General features: G+C 74.2%; 16 protein-coding genes. 4 read left to right on the top strand and 12 right to left on the bottom strand.

The features are described from left to right. Positions 1-6: 6 nt before the first annotated feature. The 6 genes from egtB to trxA all read right to left on the bottom strand — a co-directional run bounded on the left by egtB (position 7) and on the right by trxA (position 7,588). The gene (egtB, locus tag ACWDAS_RS12140; RefSeq protein WP_450388913.1) at positions 7-1,338 is read right to left on the bottom strand and encodes an ergothioneine biosynthesis protein EgtB; all 1,332 of its coding nucleotides are present in this window, start codon (positions 1,336-1,338) and stop codon (positions 7-9) included. Beyond that, the gene (gene egtA, locus ACWDAS_RS12135) at positions 1,335-2,612 is read right to left on the bottom strand and encodes an ergothioneine biosynthesis glutamate--cysteine ligase EgtA (RefSeq protein ID WP_450388912.1); all 1,278 of its coding nucleotides are present in this window, start codon (positions 2,610-2,612) and stop codon (positions 1,335-1,337) included. Before egtA ends, egtB begins: the two co-directional genes overlap by 4 nt. Positions 2,613-2,837: 225 nt before the next feature. Beyond that, positions 2,838-3,425, bottom strand: a complete 588-nt coding sequence (locus tag ACWDAS_RS12130) for an endonuclease (protein WP_450389228.1) — start codon at positions 3,423-3,425, stop codon at positions 2,838-2,840. Between the two features lie 121 nt (positions 3,426-3,546). Continuing rightward, on the bottom strand, positions 3,547-5,388 hold the full coding sequence (locus ACWDAS_RS12125; protein WP_450388910.1) for a transketolase: 1,842 nt from the start codon (positions 5,386-5,388) through the stop codon (positions 3,547-3,549). Positions 5,389-5,506: 118 nt separating this feature from the next. Continuing rightward, a complete protein-coding gene (locus tag ACWDAS_RS12120; protein WP_450388908.1) occupies positions 5,507-7,180 on the bottom strand; it encodes an AMP-binding protein in 1,674 nt (557 codons plus the stop codon). Between the two features lie 33 nt (positions 7,181-7,213). Then, positions 7,214-7,588: a thioredoxin gene (trxA, locus tag ACWDAS_RS12115; RefSeq protein ID WP_450388906.1), complete on the bottom strand. Its 375-nt coding sequence runs from the start codon at positions 7,586-7,588 to the stop codon at positions 7,214-7,216. A gap of 220 nt (positions 7,589-7,808) precedes the next feature. On the opposite strand from trxA, the gene ACWDAS_RS12110 reads away from it, so the two are divergent. Further along, positions 7,809-8,765, top strand: coding sequence for an NADP-dependent oxidoreductase (locus ACWDAS_RS12110; RefSeq protein WP_450388904.1), 957 nt, complete (start codon positions 7,809-7,811; stop codon positions 8,763-8,765). A gap of 31 nt (positions 8,766-8,796) precedes the next feature. On the opposite strand, the gene ACWDAS_RS12105 is transcribed toward ACWDAS_RS12110, so the two are convergent. Together ACWDAS_RS12105 and ACWDAS_RS12100 are read right to left on the bottom strand one after the other, a co-directional pair. Next, positions 8,797-9,252, bottom strand: coding sequence for a universal stress protein (locus ACWDAS_RS12105; RefSeq protein ID WP_450388902.1), 456 nt, complete (start codon positions 9,250-9,252; stop codon positions 8,797-8,799). A gap of 9 nt (positions 9,253-9,261) precedes the next feature. Further along, positions 9,262-9,750, bottom strand: a complete 489-nt coding sequence (locus ACWDAS_RS12100) for a MarR family winged helix-turn-helix transcriptional regulator (protein ID WP_450388900.1) — start codon at positions 9,748-9,750, stop codon at positions 9,262-9,264. A 106-nt stretch (positions 9,751-9,856) separates the two neighbouring features. Between ACWDAS_RS12100 and valS the strand changes: the two genes are divergently transcribed. Next, positions 9,857-12,433 (top strand): valine--tRNA ligase, encoded by a 2,577-nt coding sequence (valS, locus tag ACWDAS_RS12095; RefSeq protein ID WP_450388898.1) that lies wholly within the window; start codon positions 9,857-9,859, stop codon positions 12,431-12,433. Positions 12,434-12,477: 44 nt separating this feature from the next. Here the strand turns inward: valS and ACWDAS_RS12090 are convergent, their stop codons facing one another. Beyond that, on the bottom strand, positions 12,478-13,707 hold the full coding sequence (locus ACWDAS_RS12090; protein ID WP_450388896.1) for a citrate synthase: 1,230 nt from the start codon (positions 13,705-13,707) through the stop codon (positions 12,478-12,480). Positions 13,708-13,824: 117 nt separating this feature from the next. Here ACWDAS_RS12090 and ACWDAS_RS12085 point away from each other — a divergent pair, with 117 nt between their 5' ends. Continuing rightward, positions 13,825-14,970, top strand: coding sequence for a citrate synthase/methylcitrate synthase (locus ACWDAS_RS12085; protein WP_450389227.1), 1,146 nt, complete (start codon positions 13,825-13,827; stop codon positions 14,968-14,970). A 23-nt stretch (positions 14,971-14,993) separates the two neighbouring features. Here the strand turns inward: ACWDAS_RS12085 and ACWDAS_RS12080 are convergent, their stop codons facing one another. The 3 genes from ACWDAS_RS12080 to ACWDAS_RS12070 form a co-directional block, all read right to left on the bottom strand. Then, positions 14,994-16,085: a hypothetical protein gene (locus ACWDAS_RS12080; RefSeq protein WP_450388895.1), complete on the bottom strand. Its 1,092-nt coding sequence runs from the start codon at positions 16,083-16,085 to the stop codon at positions 14,994-14,996. Positions 16,086-16,107: 22 nt separating this feature from the next. After that, positions 16,108-17,025 (bottom strand): lysylphosphatidylglycerol synthase transmembrane domain-containing protein, encoded by a 918-nt coding sequence (locus ACWDAS_RS12075; RefSeq protein ID WP_450388893.1) that lies wholly within the window; start codon positions 17,023-17,025, stop codon positions 16,108-16,110. Between the two features lie 189 nt (positions 17,026-17,214). Beyond that, positions 17,215-17,490, bottom strand: a complete 276-nt coding sequence (locus ACWDAS_RS12070) for an isoamylase early set domain-containing protein (RefSeq protein WP_450388891.1) — start codon at positions 17,488-17,490, stop codon at positions 17,215-17,217. A gap of 162 nt (positions 17,491-17,652) precedes the next feature. Here ACWDAS_RS12070 and ACWDAS_RS12065 point away from each other — a divergent pair, with 162 nt between their 5' ends. Then, the gene (locus ACWDAS_RS12065) at positions 17,653-18,615 is read left to right on the top strand and encodes a quinone oxidoreductase family protein (RefSeq protein WP_450388889.1); all 963 of its coding nucleotides are present in this window, start codon (positions 17,653-17,655) and stop codon (positions 18,613-18,615) included. The last annotated feature ends 30 nt before the right edge of the window (positions 18,616-18,645 follow it).

The raw sequence follows: 18,645 nt of genomic DNA, 5'->3' as shown, positions 1-18,645 counted from the left end.
GGGCGCTCATGCCTGCTCCGGGCGGGCGTCGCGGGCGGTGCGGAATCCGGAGAAGATCTGCCGGCGGATCGGATAGTCCCAGTTGCGGAACGTGCCCCGGCAGGCCACCTGGTCCACGGCGAAGGAACCGCCGCGCAGCACCTTGTAGTCGGGGCCGAAGAAGACCTCCGAGTACTCCTTGTACGGGAACGGGGCGAACCCCGGGTAGGGCAGGAAGTCGCTCGCCGTCCACTCCCACACGTCGCCGATCAACTGCCGTACGCCCAGCGGCGAGGCACCGGCCGGGTAGCTGCCCACCGGGGCCGGCCGCAGGTGCCGCTGGCCGAGGTTGGCGTGCTCGGGGCCGGGGTCGGCGTCGCCCCAGGGGTAGCGGCGCGAGCGGCCGGTGGCGGGATCGTGGCGGGCCGCCTTCTCCCACTCGGTCTCGGTCGGCAGCCGGCGTCCGGCCCAGCGGGCGTACGCGTCGGCCTCGTACCAGGACACGTGCAGCACGGGCTCGTCCCGCTGCACCGGCTCTGTCACCCCGAAACGGCGGCGCAGCCACACGCCGCCCTCGTGATGCCAGAACAGCGGGGCGAACAGGCCGTGTTCGCGGACGTGCGCCCAGCCGGCCGGGGTCCACCAGCGCTCGTCCTCGTAACCGCCGTCCTCGATGAAGGCCAGGTACGCGCCGTTGCTCACCGGCACGGTGTCGATGAGGAAGGGCGCCACCTCGCGTACGTGCGAGGGACGCTCGTTGTCCAGCGCCCACGGCTCGGTCGAGGTGCCCATGGTGAACAGACCGCCGGGGACCAGGACCTCGGCCGGCAGCAGGGCCGTGTCGGCGGGTGCGGGGGGCGGCGGGGGAGCGGTCAGGGCGGCGGGGCCGCGCCGGAGCTGATGCGTGATCAGCATCGTCTCGTCGTGCTGCTGTTCGTGCTGGGCGATCATGCCGAAGGCGAAGGCCGCGTCGGTGAGCGGGCTGCCGTGCAGCGGGGCGCGCTCCAGGATGTCCAGCACCCGGCCGCGTACGTCGGCTGCGTAGGCGTGCGCCTCGGCGGGCGGCAGCAGCGGCAGCGTGGGGCGCTCCGAGCGCGGGTGCTCGAAGGCGTCGTAGATCGGGTCGATGTCGGGGCGCAGGGCCTCACGGCCGCCGACGTTCCGCAGCAGCCACTGCTCCTCCTGGTTGCCGATGTGCGCCAGATCCCAGACCAGGGGGGACATCAACGGGGAGTGCTGGGCGATGAGTTCGTGGTCGTCGACGCAGGTGGTGAGCGCCCGGGTGCGGTCACGGGCGGTGGTCAGCGCGTCCAGCGCCCGCCGGCGCAGGGCTTCGGGGTCGAGCGCGGGTGCGGTCACGAGTGGCTCTCCTTGTGTGGAAAGGCGTCGAGCATGTCGTCGGCGGGACATCGGCCGCGCAGGACGTAGCGCTCGGTGAAGTCGGTCACCGCCCGCTGCACGGCCTCGCTCGCCCCGAGCCGGGGCAGGGCCTCCCGCGCCGCGGCGAAGCAGGTCATGGCGGTGGCGTGGAGTTCGGGGTCGGCCAGACCGTGCCGTGCGGCGCGCCGCCAGAGCGGGTTGCGGGGCGCCGGGTCCTGGCCCGCCGCGTCGGCGAGCGGCTTGACCGCGCGGTAGGCGACCTCGGAGGCGGCGGCGTCGTCGAAGAGCGCCATGGCGACGGCCAGCGGCACGATCCAGCCGTCCCGCCCGGACTGCGCGTCGATCATGCGCAGCTCCAGGTAGCCGCGCGGCCGCACCGGCGGGAAGAGCGTCGACAGGTGGTAGTCCAGGTCGGCGACGGTCGGGCGCCGGTGCGTCCCGTCGCGTATCCAGTCGCGGAAGGTCAGCCCGTCGGGCACCGTCCAGGGCCCCTCGTCACTGCGGATGCACAGCACCGGCGCGTCCAGGGCGTACGCGGTCCACGCCGTCCGCGGATCGGTGCCGGTGGGCGGGGCGAGGGTGCGTCCCGGGTCGAGGGCGGCCCACACCGCCTGCCGGGTGGACCGCCAGCCGGTCGGACGGCCGCCGCTGAGCGGCGAGTTGGCGAACGCGGCGACCAGGACCGCGCCCAGCAGGTGCGCCAGCAGCCAGCGCCTGCCGAGGCCGAAGGGGCCCGGCTCGGCCGTACCCGCGTCCAGGCAGACCTGGACCGAGGCCGTGGAGCACATCATGGACCGGCCCGCGGGTCCCGAGCGGTCGAAGTACTCCTCCATGGCGGCGTACCGGGGCTCGTGCAGCAGCCTCCGGGGCCGCCGCCACGGGTCGTGGCCGTGGCCGGCCAGCGCCAGACCCTCCTGGTGGAGCCGGCGGCGTACGGAGTGGAGATCGGCGGCCGCGGCGTTGACGCACGCGGTCAGTGAGGGGGCGGGCAGCGAGCTGAGCTCCAGCTGGCCGCCGGGCTCGGTGGTGAGCCGGGATCGGAGGTACAGGGTGCGCAGTCCGGCGACGGCGGCGCCGAGTCGCGCGGGGCCCACCGGGCGGGCGGGGTCGTGCGGATCGTGGAGGAACCATTCCAGTTCCACGCCTATGCGGCGCGGCGGGCCGGTCTTGAAACAGATGCCCTGTATATGGTCTTCCGCAGTTGTCTCGGTGATCGGTTCGGATGTCTCCATCCGCTGGCTGGTGCCGGGCATGGCCGGGACCTCCCGTCGAAGGCGGTGTTCCGTGTCCGCCCGGCCGGGGCCGGGCGGTGTCCGTACCACCTAAGCCCTTCGGTGCGGAGCGATCAAGAGCGCCCCGAACGAACGGCCGAGGGACGGCAGGTGTCGCTCGTGTCGATGGCGGCCCCTGCCGTCCGGTCCGAATCAAGAGTGGACCGACACCCGGCACCCCGCATCTCCAGAGGACGTCGGCGCAGGTCAGGGGGGAGATGCCAGAACCTCTCCGGCGATCTTGCGGTCCACCGCGGCACGCACCAGTGCCGCGGCCAGGACGGCCGCCTCACCCTCGGCGACCAGCCCCGCCAGCTCCCCGGCCGTGCCCGGGAGATTCAGCCGCTCCGCGCCCTGGAGCACCTTCCCGTCGAAGGCGGGGGCGAATTCCGGCCACACCGCCTGCACCTCCCGCAGGAAGATGCCCGCCCCGGTCGGGCCGATGCCCGGCACCTCCCGCAGCAGCCGGCACAGCCGCTCCGGGTCCCCCTCGGCCGCCGCGCGGAGCTTGCGCAGATCACCGCCGTACCGGGTGAGCAGCAGCTCGGCGGCGTCTCCCAGCCGGGTCGCGGCGCGCTCGTCGTACCGCCGGTAGCCGCCCTCGTCCAGCACCGCCCGCCTCCGGTCCCAGGTCGCGTCCGCCATCGCCCGGGGGTTGCGAAGACCCGCCGCGAACAGCGCGCGGGCCGCGGTCAGCGCCGCGTCCGTGCGGATGCGGGCGCTGAGCAGGGACGCGAGGACCAGCAACTGGTAGAGCGGTTGCGGAGTGTCGCGCAGACGGATGCCAGCCTCCATGGCGTACGTCTCGCCGTGTGCCGCCAGCAGCGCCCTGACCGTCGCACGGGCGTCGCGGGCCTCGGGGTCGTTCTCGTCGTGGGCGTCCGGGGTGTCGCGGTCGTTCCGGCCGGCAGCCATGTCAGGCCCGTTCCCGCACCAGCCGGCGGGCCGCGGCGACGATGGCCTCGGCGTCGATGCCCGCCTCGTGCAGCTGCTGCTCCGGGGTCGCCGACCACGGGACGCCGCGGACGGCGAGCCGGATCGTGCGCGGCACGCAGCGGCCGTGGGCGAAGGCCTCGGACACCGCGTCGCCCAGGCCGCCCTCCGGGCGGTGGTCCTCGACGGTGACGAAGCGCCCGGTCAGGCCCGCGGCCGCGCGCAGCGTCGCGGCGTCCACCGGCTTGACGGAGTACAGGTCGACGACCCGCGCCGGTATGCCCTCGGCGGCCAGCCGGTCGGCGGCCGCCAGCGCGGCGTGCACGGTGATCCCGGCGGCCACGATCGTCACCCGGTCGTCCTCCGACGCGCGCGGCAGCTTGCTGCCGCCGACCGGGAACTCCTCCTCCGGCCCGTAGATCACCGGGGTCTCCCCGCGGGTCGTCCGCAGGTAGCGGACACCCTCCAGATCGGCCATGGCCGCCGTCAGGCGCGCCGTCTGGTTGGCGTCGCAGGGGTAGAGCACGGTAGTGCCGGGCAGTGCCCGGAACTCCGCCAGATCCTCCAGGCCCATCTGCGACGGGCCGTCCTGCCCGATCGACACCCCGGCGTGCGAGCCGCTCACGCACAGGTCCGCCCGGCTGATCGCCGCCATCCGCAGGAAGTCGTACGCCCGCGACAGGAAGGCCGCGAACGTCGACACATACGGGACCCGGCCGCGCACCTGCATGCCGACGGCCGTGGCCACCATCTCCTGCTCCGCGATGAAGCACTCGAAGAACCGCTCCGGATGCTCCTTGGCGAAGAACTCCGCCCGTGTCGAGTCGGCCACCTCGCCGTCGACGGCCACGACGTCCGCGCGGGCCGTGCCGACGGCTGCCAGCGCCTGCCCGTACGCGGTCCTGGTGGCTACCTCGTCGCCCACCTCGAAGCGGGGCAGCTCCAGCGCGCCCCAGTCCCGGGCCGGAGGCCGTGCGTCCACCTCGGGGGGACCCTGCACGGCCACCCGCAGGTGCCGTTCGCCGCCGAGCTCGGCGAGCGCCGCCTCCAGGTCCGGCAGCGGCTTGCCGTGGTGGCCCTCGCGGTCCTCGACGGCCGCGACGCCGCGGCCCTTCTCGGTGCGGGCGATGATCGCGGTGGGGCGGTCCTCTGTCGCGACCGCCGCGGCGAAGGCGCCGTCCACCGCGGCGATGTCATGGCCGTCGACTTCGATCGTGTGCCAGGCGAAGGCCGCGATGCGGCGCGCGTACGCCGCCGTGTCCCACTCGTGCCGGGTCGGGCCGCGCTGGCCCAGCCGGTTGACGTCGAGCACGGCCGTCAGCCGGTCCAGCCGCTCGTGGCCGGCGTGCTCGAAGGCCTCCCACATCGAGCCCTCGGCCAGTTCGCTGTCGCCGCACAACACCCACACGCGCGACGGCGCGTGGTCGAGGTCCCGCGCCGCCAGCGCCACGCCGACACCGACCGGCAGCCCCTGGCCGAGCGACCCCGTCGCCACGTCGACCCACGGCAGGCGCGGTGTCGGATGGCCCTCCAGCCGGCTGCCGCCGCGCCGGAACGTGAGGAGTTCCTCGTCGTCGATCGCGCCGGCGGCCTTGTACAGCGCGTAGAGCAGGGGCGACGCGTGCCCCTTGGAGAAGATGAGGTGGTCGTTGCCCGGGTGCCCGGGCCGCCCGAAGTCGTAGCGCAGATGGTGTCCGAGCAGCACCGCCATGAGATCCGCCGCCGACATCGACGAGGTCGGATGCCCGGAGCCCGCGGCGGCGGCCGCCCGCACCGCGTCCACGCGCAGCTGCTGTCCCAGTTCCTGTAGCTGATCGTGTCGCATTCGGTGCGCCTTCCCGGACGGACCCGCACGAAACGGCCGCCACCGGTGCGGAATCCGGCGGTCTGGTTCGGTCCGGTCCGGTCCGGTCCCGCGCGTCGTGCGGGGGTGGGCACCGCGCTCAGCGGTCCAGGAGGGCCGCGCGGTCCTGGGCGCGATAGCGATCGAGCAGCGCGGCCAGGTCCGCGGCCGTGAAGGGGCGGTACGCCGCGCCGCAGGCGCGGCCGTCCTCCGGTGGGGACCACCAGACGGGGTCGGGACAGCGGAAGCCCTCGCGGCGGAGGGCGGCACGCCGCACCTTGTTGGTGGCGGTGACCGGCATGCGGGGGACGATCCGCACGAAGCGCGGTGCCGCCTTCGTGCCCAGGTCGGGCTGGGCGGCGAGGAACGCGGCGAAGACGCCGGGGTCGAAGCCGGTGCCCTCGCGGGGCGCGAGGGCGGCCATCACCTGGTCGCCCGATACGGGGTCGGGGACGGCGTACACGGCGACGGCCGCGGCGGCGGGGAAGCGGGCCAGGATGTTCTCGATGACGGCGGCCGCGAGGTTCTCGCCGTCCACCCGCAGCCGGTCGTCGGCGCGGCCTGCGAAGTGGTACCAGCCCTCGGTGTCCCGGAAGAACAGGTCGCCGGTCCAGTACCAGCCGTCCCGGGTGCGGGCCGCGACGGCCTCGGGGTTGCGCCAGTAGCCCTCGAAACGGGAAGGGCCGCGGTTGACGAGCTCGCCTATCGCCTCGTCGCCGTTGAGCAGCCTGCCGTCCGCGTCGAGCACCGCGCGGGGCCGCTCCGCGCCGGTCTCCGGGTCGACGACGGCGAGGTCGGCGCCGGGCGCGGCGCGCCCGACCGCGCCGGGCGGGGCGCCGGGGGAGTGCCGGATGGCGGCCCCGCCCTCGGACGAGCCGTACCCCTCGGTGAGGGGGACGCCGAAGCGCTCCGCGAAGCGGGCCGCGTCCACCGCACCGGCCTCGGTGCCGAAGCCCCGGCGCAGCCGGTGGTCGCGGTCGTCGGGCCGGCCGGGGGTGGCGAGCAGATATTGCACGGCGCGCCCGACGTAGGTGAAGTACGTCGCGCCGTAGGCCCGTACGTCCGGCAGGAAGCGGGAGGCGGAGAAGGTCCGGCGCAGCGCCACCGCGCCGCCCCCGGCCAGCGCGGGGGCCCAGCCGGCCATCACGGCGTTGCCGTGGAAGAGCGGCATGCAGAGGTAGTGGACGTCGTCCGGCCCGAGGCCGAGGGAACCGCTGAGCGACGCGCCGGCGCCGGCGAGCCGTCCTTGGGAGACGATGACCGCCTTGGGGGCGCCGGTCGAGCCCGAGGTGAAGTAGAGCAGGAGCCGCGAGTCCGGCCGCGGCCGCCCGCCGCCGGGCGGACGGGCGCCCTCGTACGGGCTCAGCAGGGCCGCGTACGCGGGGTCGTCGACCACGAGGATCCGTTCCCGGGGCAGGGGGAGCGGCAGTCCGTCCAGCAGCGGAAGATGCGCGCGCTCGGTGACGAGCAGCGCGCATTCGGTGTGCGTGATGTCCCGGGCCAGTTCCGCGCCCCGCCGCGTGGGGTTGACGCCCACCACGGCGGCCCCGGCGCACGCGGCGGCGCCGAGCCACAGCGGGAATTCCGGGACGTTGCCCAGGAGCACGCCGATGTGCGGCTCGGCGCCGCGCGGCAGCAGATCGGCCAGGAGCGCCGCGCGGGCGGCGGAGGCGGCCGCGACCTCGTGGCGGCTGAGCCTTCGCTCCCCGTACAGCAGTCCGGGGCGGTCGTCGCCCCACTGACCCTCGACGAGTTCCGCCATGGTGCGCCCCATGCGGCCGCACCATAGCTGACGCTGCGTCAGATGTCAGGCCTTCGGGGCCTCCTGGCCCTCGGCGATGGACTTGCGGACCTCGTCCATGTCCAGGTCGCGGGCCTGCTTGATCAGGTCCTCGAACGCGGGCGCGGGCAGCGCGCCGGGCTGGGAGAAGATGGCCACCTTGTCGCGGATGATCATCAGTGTCGGGATGGACTGGATCTGGAACGCGGCGGCCAGCTCGGGCTGCGCCTCCGTGTCGACCTTGCCGAACACGAGGTCGGTGTTCTTCTCCGCGGCCGCCTCATAGACGGGGGCGAACATCCGGCACGGGCCGCACCAGGACGCCCAGAAGTCGATCAGGACGAAATCGTTGTTGGCCACGACTTCGTCGAAGTTGTCCTTGGTGAGCTCAACAGTGCTCATGCTTCCCTTACCTGCTTCCGGGTGCCGTCGGTCGGCACCCACTGACCGTAACCGAAGGCAGCGCTGCGCTATTCCGTACGTCGCACCGGCGCGTCCGCCCGCCGTTCCGCGCGGAACGGGATGCCGGGCGCGCGGCGGGGCCCGATGCTGGAGAGGGCGGGGCCGTCCGTCGTCCCGCCGCCGCAGGCGCGGTGCCGGCGACCCACGGGAGAGACCGACGATGACGACGATGTACGCCGTACGGGCCCATGAGCGCGGCGGCCCCGAGCAGCTGCACTACGAGACCGCGCCCCGCCCCGAGCCCGCGGCCGGTGAGGCGCTGGTGGCCGTACGGGCCGCCTCCGTGACCGCGGGGGAGCTGGACTGGGACGCGACCTGGACGGACAGCTTCGACGGCTCGGGCCACGACCGCACCCCCACCATCCCCTCGCACGAGGTCTCCGGAGTGGTCACCGCGGTCGGCCCCGGGGTCACCACCCCCGCCGTCGGGGACGAGGTCTACGCGCTGATCCCCTTCCTCCACGACGGCGCCGCCGCCGAGTTCGTCACCCTTCCCGCGGACATCCTGGCCGCCAAGCCCCGGCGCCTCGACCACGACAGCGCGGCGTCCGTGCCGCTCGCGGCGCTCACCGTCTGGCAGGGGCTGGCCCGGCACGCCGGGGTCACCCCCGGGCAGCACGTCCTCGTCCACGGCGCGGCGGGCGGGGTCGGGTCCTTCGCCGTCCAGATCGCCGCCGCGCTCGGCGCGAAGGTCACGGCGACGGCTTCGGCGCGCGACGCGGCCTTCGTCTCCGGGCTGGGTGCGGAGCGTGTCATCGACTACGCCGGCAGCCGCTTCGAGGACGAGGTGGAGGACGTCGACGTCGTCTTCGACGGCGTCGGGGGCGACACGCAGAACCGCTCCTGGTCCGTGCTGAGGCCCGGCGGGATCCTGGTCAGCATCGTGTCCCCGCCCGATCCGGAGATCGCCCGCGCGCACGACGCCCGCGGCCTCTTCTTCATCGTCGAACCCGACCGGGCGGGCCTGCAGGCGATCTCCCGGCTGATCGACAGCGGCAAGCTGACGCCGAAGGTCGACCGTGTGGTCCCGCTCGCCGACACCAGGGCCGCCTATCAGGCGCTGGAGCGCGAGCACCGCCGGGGCAAGGTCGTCATCCACGTCGCCGACGGGGCGTGACCCAGGGCCCCCGGACGGCCGAGTCCCGGGGCTACGGGACGACCGTCACCGGCCAGCGGCCCGCCTTGACCAGTCGTACCGCGACCGAGCCGATGATCCGGTGCCCGGCCTTCTCGGAGGCCCCGACCACGACCGCGTCGGCCTTGAGCTCGTCGGCCGCCTGGGACAGGCCGCTGAACGGGTCGCCCGTGAAGGTGTGGAACTCCCAGCGCATCGCGGCGGTGGCCTGGAAGCGCGCGGCGGCCTTCTCTATCTCCGCCTTGAGCTCGTCGGCGATCTCCGCGGTGGCCTCCGCGACGGGGGCGCCGAAGGCCGCGCCCGCCGCCAGCACGGGCTGCACGTACACGATCGCCAGGAGCGCGTTCTGGCGCCGCGCCAGCCCCGCCGCGTACGCGACGGCACGCCACGACGACTCGGAACCGTCCAACCCGGCCGCGATCACCTTCGGACCGTCCGTGCCCCGCTCGAAAGCCGTCTTGTCGCTCACGTTCCGAGCCTACTTGCGCGGCTGCCGCGCGCGCCGCACCGGACGGGGGGAATCCGCGTTCGTGGCCAGGTGGCCGTCGACCAGCCGCCGCAGCGCGGAGGCGAAGGCGGCGCGTTCGTCCTCGGGCAGGGCCGACAGCACGTCGCCGTGCACCCGCGCGGTGATCGTCTCACCCCGCGCGACCAGCTCCCGGCCCGCCTCGGTGACGCTGATGATCCGGGCCCGGCGGTCGGTGGGGGAGGGGTGCCGCTCGGCGAGGCCGGCCCGCTCCAGCTCGTCCATGGTGACCACCATCGTGGTCTTGTCCTGCTGGGAGAGCTCCGCCAGTTGAGCCTGCGTCAGCTTCCCGGGGAGCGCGTGCAGCAGCACGCAGTATCCGCGGGGGGTGAGGCCGATCTCGGCCAGCGCCGCCGCCATCCGGTTCGTCATCGCGTGGCTGGCGTGCTGCAGCAGCCCGGTGAAGTCGGGCGCGTCGGACGAGGGTGCCGGAGAGCTCATGATCCGATCCTAGCAAACAAGTTCGTTACGGGATTATCGGTGTCGCGAATAATTCGGCGGACAAATCGCTCGGCGCCACGCGACCCGCTGCCTAGCATGGGACGGCATGAACCTCCCGCCTCGTCATCACGACGTCCCCGGCAAGCCCTCCCTCGACGGGCTCGAAGCGAAATGGTCGCGGCGCTGGGACGAGTCGGGGGTATACCGCTTCGACCGGTCACGGCCGCGCGAGGAGATCTTCTCCATCGACACCCCGCCGCCCACGGCCAGCGGATCGCTCCACATCGGCCACGTCTTCTCGTACACCCACACCGACACCGTCGCCCGCTACCGGCGCATGCGCGGGCAGACCGTCTTCTACCCCATGGGCTGGGACGACAACGGCCTGCCCACCGAGCGCCGGGTCCAGAACTTCCACGGCGTCACCTGCGACCCCGCCCTGCCCCACGACCCCGGCTTCACCCCGCCCGAGCACCCCGGCAAGCAGCAGCTGCCCATCTCGCGGCGGAACTTCATCGAGCTGTGCGAGGCCCTCACCACGGAGGACGAGAAGGCCTTCGAGGAGCTGTGGCGCCAACTCGGCCTGTCCGTCGACTGGACGCTGACCTACCAGACCGTCGGCGCCCGGTCGCGCGCCGCCTCCCAGCGCGCCTTCCTGCGCAATCTGGCCCGCGGCGAGGCGTACACGGCCGAGGCCCCCACCCTGTGGGACACCACCTTCCGCACCGCCGTCGCCCAGGCGGAGCTGGAGGACCGCGAACGGCCTGGCGCCTACCACCGGCTGGCCTTCCACCGGCCGGACGGCGGCCGGGTCGTCGTCGCCACCACCCGCCCCGAACTCCTCCCCGCCTGCGTCGCCCTGGTCGCGCACCCCGACGACCCGCGCTACCGGGAGCTGTTCGGGACGACCGTCACGACCCCGGTCTTCGGTGTCGACGTCCCCGTCCACGCCCACCGGCTGGCCGACCCGGACAAGGGCACCGGCATCGCGATGATCTGCACCTTCGGCGACACCACCGACGTCACCTGGTGGCGGGAACTGCGGCTGCCCACGCGCCCGGTCCTCGGCCGCGACGGGCGCTTCCTGCCCGCGCCGCCCGCCGCCCTGGAGACGGCGGCGGCCCGCGAGGCGTACGACCGGCTGGCCGGCGCCACCGCGCACACCGGCCGCGAGCGCCTGGTGGCGATGGTGCGCGAGAGCGGCGACCTGGAGGGCGTGCCCGAACCGGTCGTCCACGCCGTCAAGTTCTACGAGAAGGGCGACCGGCCGCTGGAGATCGTCACCACCCGCCAGTGGTACCTGCGCAACGGCGGCCGCGACGAGGCCCTGCGCGCCCGGCTGCTGGAGCGGGGCCGCGAACTGCGCTGGCACCCCGAGCACATGAGGGTCCGGTACGAGAGCTGGGTCGAAGGCCTCAACGGCGACTGGCCGATCAGCAGGCAGCGGTACTTCGGCGTCCCCGTGCCGGTCTGGTACCCGCTCGACGACGCCGGCGAGCCCGTCCACGACAAGCCGCTGCTCCCCGACGCGTCGGCGCTGCCCGTCGACCCCGGAAGCGACGTCCCCGACGGCTACCGCGAGGAACAGCGCGGCGAGCCCGGCGGGTTCATCGGCGACCCTGACGTCATGGACACCTGGGCGACCTCGTCGCTCACCCCGCAGATCGCCGCCGGCTGGGGCACGGACGCCGAACTGTTCGCCAAGGTCTTCCCGATGGACCTGCGCCCGCAGGCCCACGAGATCATCCGCACCTGGCTCTTCGGCACCGTCGTCCGCGCCCACAGCGAGCACGGCGTCCTGCCGTGGCGGCACGCGGCCATCTCCGGCTGGATCCTCGACCCGGACCGCAAGAAGATGTCCAAGTCGCGGGGGAGGGCCGTCACCCCGGGCGATCTGCTGGAGCAGTACGGCTCCGACGCCGTCCGCTACTGGGCGGCCAGTGCCCGGCCCGGCACGGACACCGCATTCGACACCGGGCAGATGAAGATCGGCCGCCGTCTCGCCATCAAGATCCTCAACGTCAGCCGTTTCGTGCTCACCTCCGGCGCGACCGCGACCGCGACCGCGACCGCGGACGGCGGCAACCCGGATGTCACCGCGCCACTGGACCGCGCCCTCCTGGCCGGACTCGCGGCGACCGTCCGCGCCGCGACGGACGCCCTGGAGGACTTCGACCACGCCCGCGCCCTGGAACGCGCGGAGTCCTTCTTCTGGGACTTCTGCGACGACTACGTCGAGCTGGTCAAGAGCCGCGCGTACGACGGCGACACCTCGGCCCTCGCCACGCTCGCCACCGCGCTCTCCGTCCAGCTGCGGCTCTTCGCGCCCTTCCTGCCGTTCGCCACCGAGGAGGTCTGGTCGTGGTGGCAGGACGGCTCCGTCCACCGGGCCCCCTGGCCCGACCCGGGGGCGCTCGACGCCCTCGCGGTCGACGGCGACCCTCGCGTCCTGGACGCCGCCCGCGACGCCATCGCCGCGGTCCGCAAGGCCAAGTCCGAGGCCCGGCTCTCGATGCGGGCCGACGTCGGCCGGCTCGTCGTCACCGGCCCGCACCCGGCGCTGGACCTCTTCGCCCTGGCCGAGGACGACGTCCGCGCCGCGGCCCGCGCGGCGGCGGTGGAACGCGTCACGGCGGCCGCCGACGGGCTCTCGGTCGAGGTGCGCTTCCCGGAGGCGCCCTGAGCGATCCCGCGCCGTCGTCCCGCACCCTCCCCCGGAGAGACCGTCTAGGGCACCGGCTGCGGTGGGGGCGGCCCCACGTAGTGCCCGCTCGGGCGCATGCGCAGGGGCCGCTCCTCGTACTCCTCCAGGGCGTGGGCGATCCAGCCCGCCGTCCGGGCGACGGAGAAGACCGTCTCACCGGCCTCCGGGACCATGCCCGCGGAGACGGAGAGTACGGCGAGGGCGAGGTCGACGTTGGCGTGGAGCGGGGTGTGACGGGCCGTCGTGTCGGCCACCTCGCGCGCGGCGGCCAGGGCCCGCGCGGCGTACGGGACGTCCTCGAGCAGCCGGAACAGCGCCACAGCGCGCGGGTCCTCGGCCGCGTAGAGGCGGTGGCCGAGACCGGGGACGCGGCGGCCCGCGCGCAGGTGGTCGGCGACGACGGCCGCCGCGCTGCCGCGGTCGAGCACCTCGGCCAGCATGCGGTGCGCGAGTCCGCTCGCGGCGCCGTGCAGCGGGCCGTCGAGGGCGCCGAGACCGGCCGAGACCACCGCGTACGGATGGGCGCGGGCGGAGGCCGCGACGCGCACGGCGAGCGTCGAGGCGGCCAGGTCGTGGTCGATGAGCAGGACGAGTGCCGCGTCCAGCACCCGCAGTGACGCCTCGTCGGCCGCGCGGCCGGTCAGCCGTGACCACAGCCGCCCCGCCAGCCGCCCGTCGCCCCGGTGCGGCGTCCCGGCCGCCGGCAGGCCGTCCACCAGCGTCGGGATGAGGCCGCGGGCGGCGCCGAGCACGGCCTCGGGGGAGAGGTCGAAGCGCAGCGGGTCCGCCGCGGCCGCGGCGACGGCGATCGCCCGCAGCCGGTCCATCGGGCCGCTGTGCCCGGGCAGCGCCTCCACGGCCCGCCGGGCGGCCGCCAGGACCTGGGGCGGCGAGGTGAAGCGGACACCGCGGCGCAGTACTCCGGTCCACAGCCACTCCGCCGCCTCCTCGTAGCCGTACCGCCCGGCCAGGGCCGTCGCGTCGACGCCGCGGAAGTAGTAGCGGTCCCGGTCGATGAGGGTGATCGCGGTGCGCACCGCGCCGATGCCGTCCTCCTCGGCCGGCTGCTGCGCCGGGCGCCGGGTGCGGCGGGCCAGGGCGTCGACCTCCTCGGGGTCGAAGGTGCTGCCCCGCCCGCCCGCGGCGCGTCGGCTGCGCAGCACGCCGCGGCTGACGTACGCGTAGACCGTCTCCGGCTTGACCCCGAGCCGCTCCGCCGCCTCGCGGGTGCTCAGCCGTTCCTCCGTCGTCATGACTCCATCCCATCACACATTGATTCAATCAATGTTGACGTGGATTGAATCAATGGTGGATGGTCTGGTCAAGGTCGAGTCATCGAAGCAGGACCGGAGGACCACACCGTGACCGTCATGCCTGTCATCCCCGACGTACCCCGCGGCCTGAAGGGCGTCGTCGTCACCGAGACGTCGCTCGGCGACGTCCGCGGGGCCGAGGGCTTCTACCACTACCGCCAGTACTCGGCCGTCGACCTCGCGCGCGGCCGCACCTTCGAGGACGTCTGGCACCTGATGCTGCTCGGCGCGCTGCCGGACGCCGCCGGGCGCGCCGCCTTCGCCGAGCGCGTGGCGCCGCTGCGCCGCCTGCCGGGCGGCATAAAGGAGGCGCTGCCCGCCATCGCCCGCTCCGGGGCGCTCAGCGGCCCCCTCGCCGGGCTGCGCTCCGCCCTGTCCCTGCTGGGCGCGGCCGAGGGGTTCCGCCCGCTGTACGACGTCGACCCGGGGCGGAGGCTGTCCGACGCCCTCGCGGCGAGCGCCGCAGTGCCCACGCTGCTGACCGCCCTGTACCGGCTCGGCCAGGGCCTGGAGCCGGTCGAGCCGCGCGACGACCTCCCTTACGCGGCCAACTACCTGTACATGCTCACCGGTGAGGAGCCCGACCCGGAGCGCGCCCGGGCCGTCGAGCGCTACCTCGTCGCCACCGTCGACCACGGCTTCAACGCGTCCACCTTCACCGCCCGGGTCATCGCCTCCACCGGTGCCGACCTGGCCGCCTGCCTCACCGGCGCCGTCGGCGCGCTGTCCGGCCCGCTCCACGGCGGCGCCCCCAGCCGGGCCCTGGACACCCTGGACGCCATCGGCACCCCGGACCGCATCGACCCGTGGATCCGCGAACGCGTCCTCGCGGGCGACCGCATCATGGGCTTCGGCCACCCCGTCTACCGCACCGAGGACCCCCGGTCCCGGATGCTCAAGGAGATCGCCCGCTCCTTCGGCGGCCCGCTCGTCGACTTCGCCGTCCAGGTCGAGGCCCGCGTCGAGGCGATCCTCGCCGAGCTCAAGCCGGGCCGCGAACTCCACACCAACGTCGAGTTCTACGCGGGCGTCGTCATGGAGCTGTGCGGCCTGCCGCGTGCGATGTTCACCCCCACCTTCGCCTGCGCCCGCGTCGTCGGCTGGTGCGCCAACATCCTCGAACAGGCCCAGGACAGCAAGATCATCCGCCCCGCCGCCCGCTACGTCGGGCCGGTCCCGCCCCAGCCGGTTCCGGCGGCGTAGCCACCGCGTCGAACGCGCCCGCGCTATCCCCGGGCGGCGGGTCTGCGGTCGACCGGGGTGACCGGGGTGAGGGTCTCCTCCTGGGTACGGCGGGGGCCGGACCAGGGGGCGGGGACCGCGTCGAAGAGGTAGGCGAAGCGGTAGGCCAGGTCCTCGTAGTTGACCCGCCAGCCGCGGAAGTGCGGCCACGCCTCCTCGGGGGTGCGCTCCAGGGGGTAGCCGTTGGCCGCGGCGTGGGCGACAGCCGCGGCGAACTCCTCGTACGGCAGCTTGATGGGCGCGTCCGGGGAGGGGTCGGACTCGTACGGGATCCGCCAGATCTCGGCGATGTCGCGCAGGCAGACGAAGCCGGCCCGCAGGGCGAGCCGCGCCTCGGCCTGCGGGCGGCCGGGGTTGAGGGCGAGCTGCATGGAGGCGGCGTCCATGACGGCGAGCAGGGCGACCAGCCAGTTGCGGTTGGACTGCGGGGAGCGGAAGCGGCTGAGCACCGTGTAGCTGGTGTGGCTCTCGCTGACCTCGGCCGCCCACCGCTCCCAGTTGCGGAACAGCTCCGGGAGGCTGTTGGTCAGCCCGATCTGGGCGTAGCGGGCCAGCACCTCCGGCCCCCAGGGCGGGCTGCCCGCCCGTGCCTGCAGCAGCGTCACCTCGGCCTCGCGGCGGGAGTACGCGGCGTACAGGGTCGGCAGATAGCCGATCTGGAGGCCGATGGTGATCGGCCCGGTCGCGGCGGCGCAGAAGTCGATGACCGTGAGGTCCACGTGGCGGCTGCTGGCGAAGCCCAGTGTGAAGAGCGACGAGCCCGCCTCCCTGAGCGCGTCGAGCGCGTCCAGGTCGCTGACCGCGGCCTGCAGCATGGCGTAGCCCGTCCAGAAGGCGACCAGCCAGCCGATCAGGTTGAAGAGGATGGACACGGCCGGCGCCGGCGCGAGCACGCGGTCCTTGGCCTCGGGCGTGCGGCAGCGGTCCGCGACGAACTGGAACGGCAAGTGGATCGTCCAATGCACCGCCCGCGTGAAACTCGACCGGGTCGGCCGCGGGATCACCAGCGTGCGCAGCACCGACGAGAAGGTCCCGGCGACGATCAGCGCCCCGATGATGCCGATCAGGACGCGCACTGGACTTCCTTCCCCGGACGGTTCACAGCACCCGCCGCCGGACCAGCGCCGCGAGCACCAGCACACCGGGGAGCAAGGGCAGCCATACGGTGACGATGCGGTACGCCAGCACCGCGGAGGTCGCCGCCACTCCGGTCGCCCCCGCCGTGACCAGCGCCAGGACCAGCGCGACGTCCAGCGAACCCAGTCCGCCCGGCGTCGGCAGCAGGGCTGCCGCCGCGCTGCCCGCGAGGTACGCAACGGCCACGTGCGCGGCCGGCACCGGCGCGTGCAGCGACCGTACGACCGCGACGAGCACCGCGGCGTGCATCACGGGGAAGGCCAGGGAGCCCGTCCACAGGGCCGCGGCGCGCGCGGAGCGGCCGTGCACCGCGCGTACGTCGGTGGCCACCGTGCCGAGGAACGACCGCACCACACGACGGATGTGGCGTATCGACAGCAGGACCACCAGGACGAGGCAGAGCGCCGCCCCGGCCAGCAGGGCGAGGGTCCGGTCGGCCCGCGGGGGCACGACGCGGCTCATGTCGAGCGCGTGCGGGAAGGCCAGCAGCAGGACCGCCAGCAGTCCGATCCGCACCACGCAGGCCGCGAGCGCCCGCACCGCGAGCGCGGCCGCCGAGCGGCTGGGGGAGAGGCCGCAGCGCAGCAGGAAGCGCAGGTTGACGGCGTTGCCGCCGACGCCCGCCGGGAGGATGTGATTGGCCGCCGAGGCGGCGAACTGGGCGGCCAGCAGGCGTCCCGCGGGGAGTTGTTCGAGCACCGCGCCCTGCTGGGCGGTCGCCGAGCACACCCAGGCGAGCAGCGTCGCGGCCCCGGCCGCCAGCAGCCACTCGCCGTCCGCGGACCCCAGCCGGTCGGTCCCCGCGTCCACCATCGGCCACTGCCGCAGGACGATCAGGGCCACCAGGAACAGCGGTGCCACACCGACGATCTGACGCACTGGGAGGCGCCGCCACATGGTTCTTTCGCCCTTCCGGTCGCCGCGGTCGCCCGCGCTGCCGTGAGGCGCTCCCCGGCGCAGCCCCGGCCGTACTTACGCACGACCATACGGGGCGGCGACCGGTACCGCTCATTCGGCGGTGCGTCCGGCCGTCCCGTGGCACCGGGCGCGACCGGGCGCGCGCCGGGACTACAGCTCCAGGTGGCTGCCCTGGCCGTCCACGCGGTCGGCCGACTCGTCGTCGAACCACACGGCGTCGGTGGCCAGGTAGCGGAAGCGGTGCACACCCGCCGGGAGGATCACCGACACCGTGCGGGTGCCGTCGCGGCGGGGGACGAGGGTGTGCCGGCCGGGCTCCCATTCGTTGAAGTCGCCGACCACGCTCACGGTGCCCGGCGGATGGTCGACGGGGAGGGCGAAGGTGATCCGGGTCTTGCGGCCGAACAGCTTTGTGCGCCTGAGCATGGGCTCTCCCTGCGGTGGCGGACGAGGGGCGGAGGACGTGCGGTGCTCGGGTGCCCCCATTCTTCCGGTGCTCCGGGGAAAGTCACATACCGACTGGTCGGTGTTCCGGGATATCGTGACCCCGGACGACATGACGTACGTACGTATGCGGAGGGAGTCGCGGTGCGCGCGATCCAGATCACCGATTTCGGCGGGCCGGAGGTGCTGCGGCACGTGGAGCTGCCCGACCCCGTGCCGGGGCCGGGACAGCTGCTGGTCGAGGTCTCCTCGGCGGGCGTCAACTACGCCGACACGCACATGGTGGAGAACTCCTACCTCTCCAAGGCCACCCTCCCCCTCGTCCCCGGCGCCGAGGTGGTCGGCCGCACCGCCGACGGCCGCCGCGTGGTCGCCCTCACCGACAACGGCGGCTACGCCGAGAAGGCCGTCGTCGAGAAATACCTCGCCCACGACGTCCCCGAGGGCGTCACCGACGGCCAGGCGCTCGCCCTGGTCGTCCAGGGCCTGACCGCCTGGCACCTGCTGCGCACCTCCGCCCGTATGGCCGAGGGAGAGTCCGTGGTCGTGCACGCCGCCGCGGGCGGCACCGGCTCGCTGGCCGTTCAGCTCGCCAAGGACTTCGGCGCGGGACGGGTCATCGCCACCGCCTCCACCAAGGAGAAGCGCGACCTCGCGCTGGAGCTCGGCGCCGACGTCGCGGTCGAGGCGGACTCCACGGACGCTGCGGGACTCAAGGAGCGGCTCGTCGAGGCCAACGGCGGCAAGAAGGTCGACATCGTGCTGGAGATGACCGGCGGCCCGGTCTTCGACGCCTCGCTGGCCGCGCTCGCCCCCTTCGGCCGCCTGGTGACCTACGGACTCGCCTCCCGTGTCCCCCCGACCCCCGTCCAGGCCGCGCAGCTCATGGGCCGCTCCCGCGCGGTCGTCGGCTTCTGGCTGATGCACTGCCTGGGCCGCCCCGGCATGTACCGCGAGCCGATGGCCGAGCTGCTGGCGATGACCGCCGACGGCCGGCTGCGGCCCCAGGAGGGCGGCAGGTATCCGCTGTCCGAGGTCGTCCGCGCCCACGAGGACCTGCGGGCCCGGCGTACTTACGGCAAGCTCACGCTCGACCCGGCAGGCTGATCCTTCCGGGCCGTCGAGTGTTCGCGCTCC

The organism is Streptomyces sp. NPDC001070 (assembly GCF_053598835.1).
This window is presented reverse-complemented; position numbering and strand designations above follow the sequence as displayed.

Bases quoted from the DNA above. Each gene is read 5' to 3' on its own strand.
- egtA (WP_450388912.1), bottom strand. From the start codon at position 2,612: ATGCCCGGCACCAGCCAGCGGATGGAGACATCCGAACCGATCACCGAG.
- ACWDAS_RS12130 (WP_450389228.1), bottom strand. From the start codon at position 3,425: ATGGAGGCTGGCATCCGTCTGCGCGACACTCCGCAACCGCTCTACCAG.
- ACWDAS_RS12125 (WP_450388910.1), bottom strand. From the start codon at position 5,388: ATGCGACACGATCAGCTACAGGAACTGGGACAGCAGCTGCGCGTGGAC.
- ACWDAS_RS12120 (WP_450388908.1), bottom strand. From the start codon at position 7,180: ATGGGGCGCACCATGGCGGAACTCGTCGAGGGTCAGTGGGGCGACGAC.
- trxA (WP_450388906.1), bottom strand. From the start codon at position 7,588: ATGAGCACTGTTGAGCTCACCAAGGACAACTTCGACGAAGTCGTGGCC.
- ACWDAS_RS12110 (WP_450388904.1), top strand. From the start codon at position 7,809: ATGACGACGATGTACGCCGTACGGGCCCATGAGCGCGGCGGCCCCGAG.
- ACWDAS_RS12100 (WP_450388900.1), bottom strand. From the start codon at position 9,750: ATGAGCTCTCCGGCACCCTCGTCCGACGCGCCCGACTTCACCGGGCTG.
- valS (WP_450388898.1), top strand. From the start codon at position 9,857: ATGAACCTCCCGCCTCGTCATCACGACGTCCCCGGCAAGCCCTCCCTC.
- ACWDAS_RS12090 (WP_450388896.1), bottom strand. From the start codon at position 13,707: ATGACGACGGAGGAACGGCTGAGCACCCGCGAGGCGGCGGAGCGGCTC.
- ACWDAS_RS12085 (WP_450389227.1), top strand. From the start codon at position 13,825: ATGCCTGTCATCCCCGACGTACCCCGCGGCCTGAAGGGCGTCGTCGTC.
- ACWDAS_RS12070 (WP_450388891.1), bottom strand. From the start codon at position 17,490: ATGCTCAGGCGCACAAAGCTGTTCGGCCGCAAGACCCGGATCACCTTC.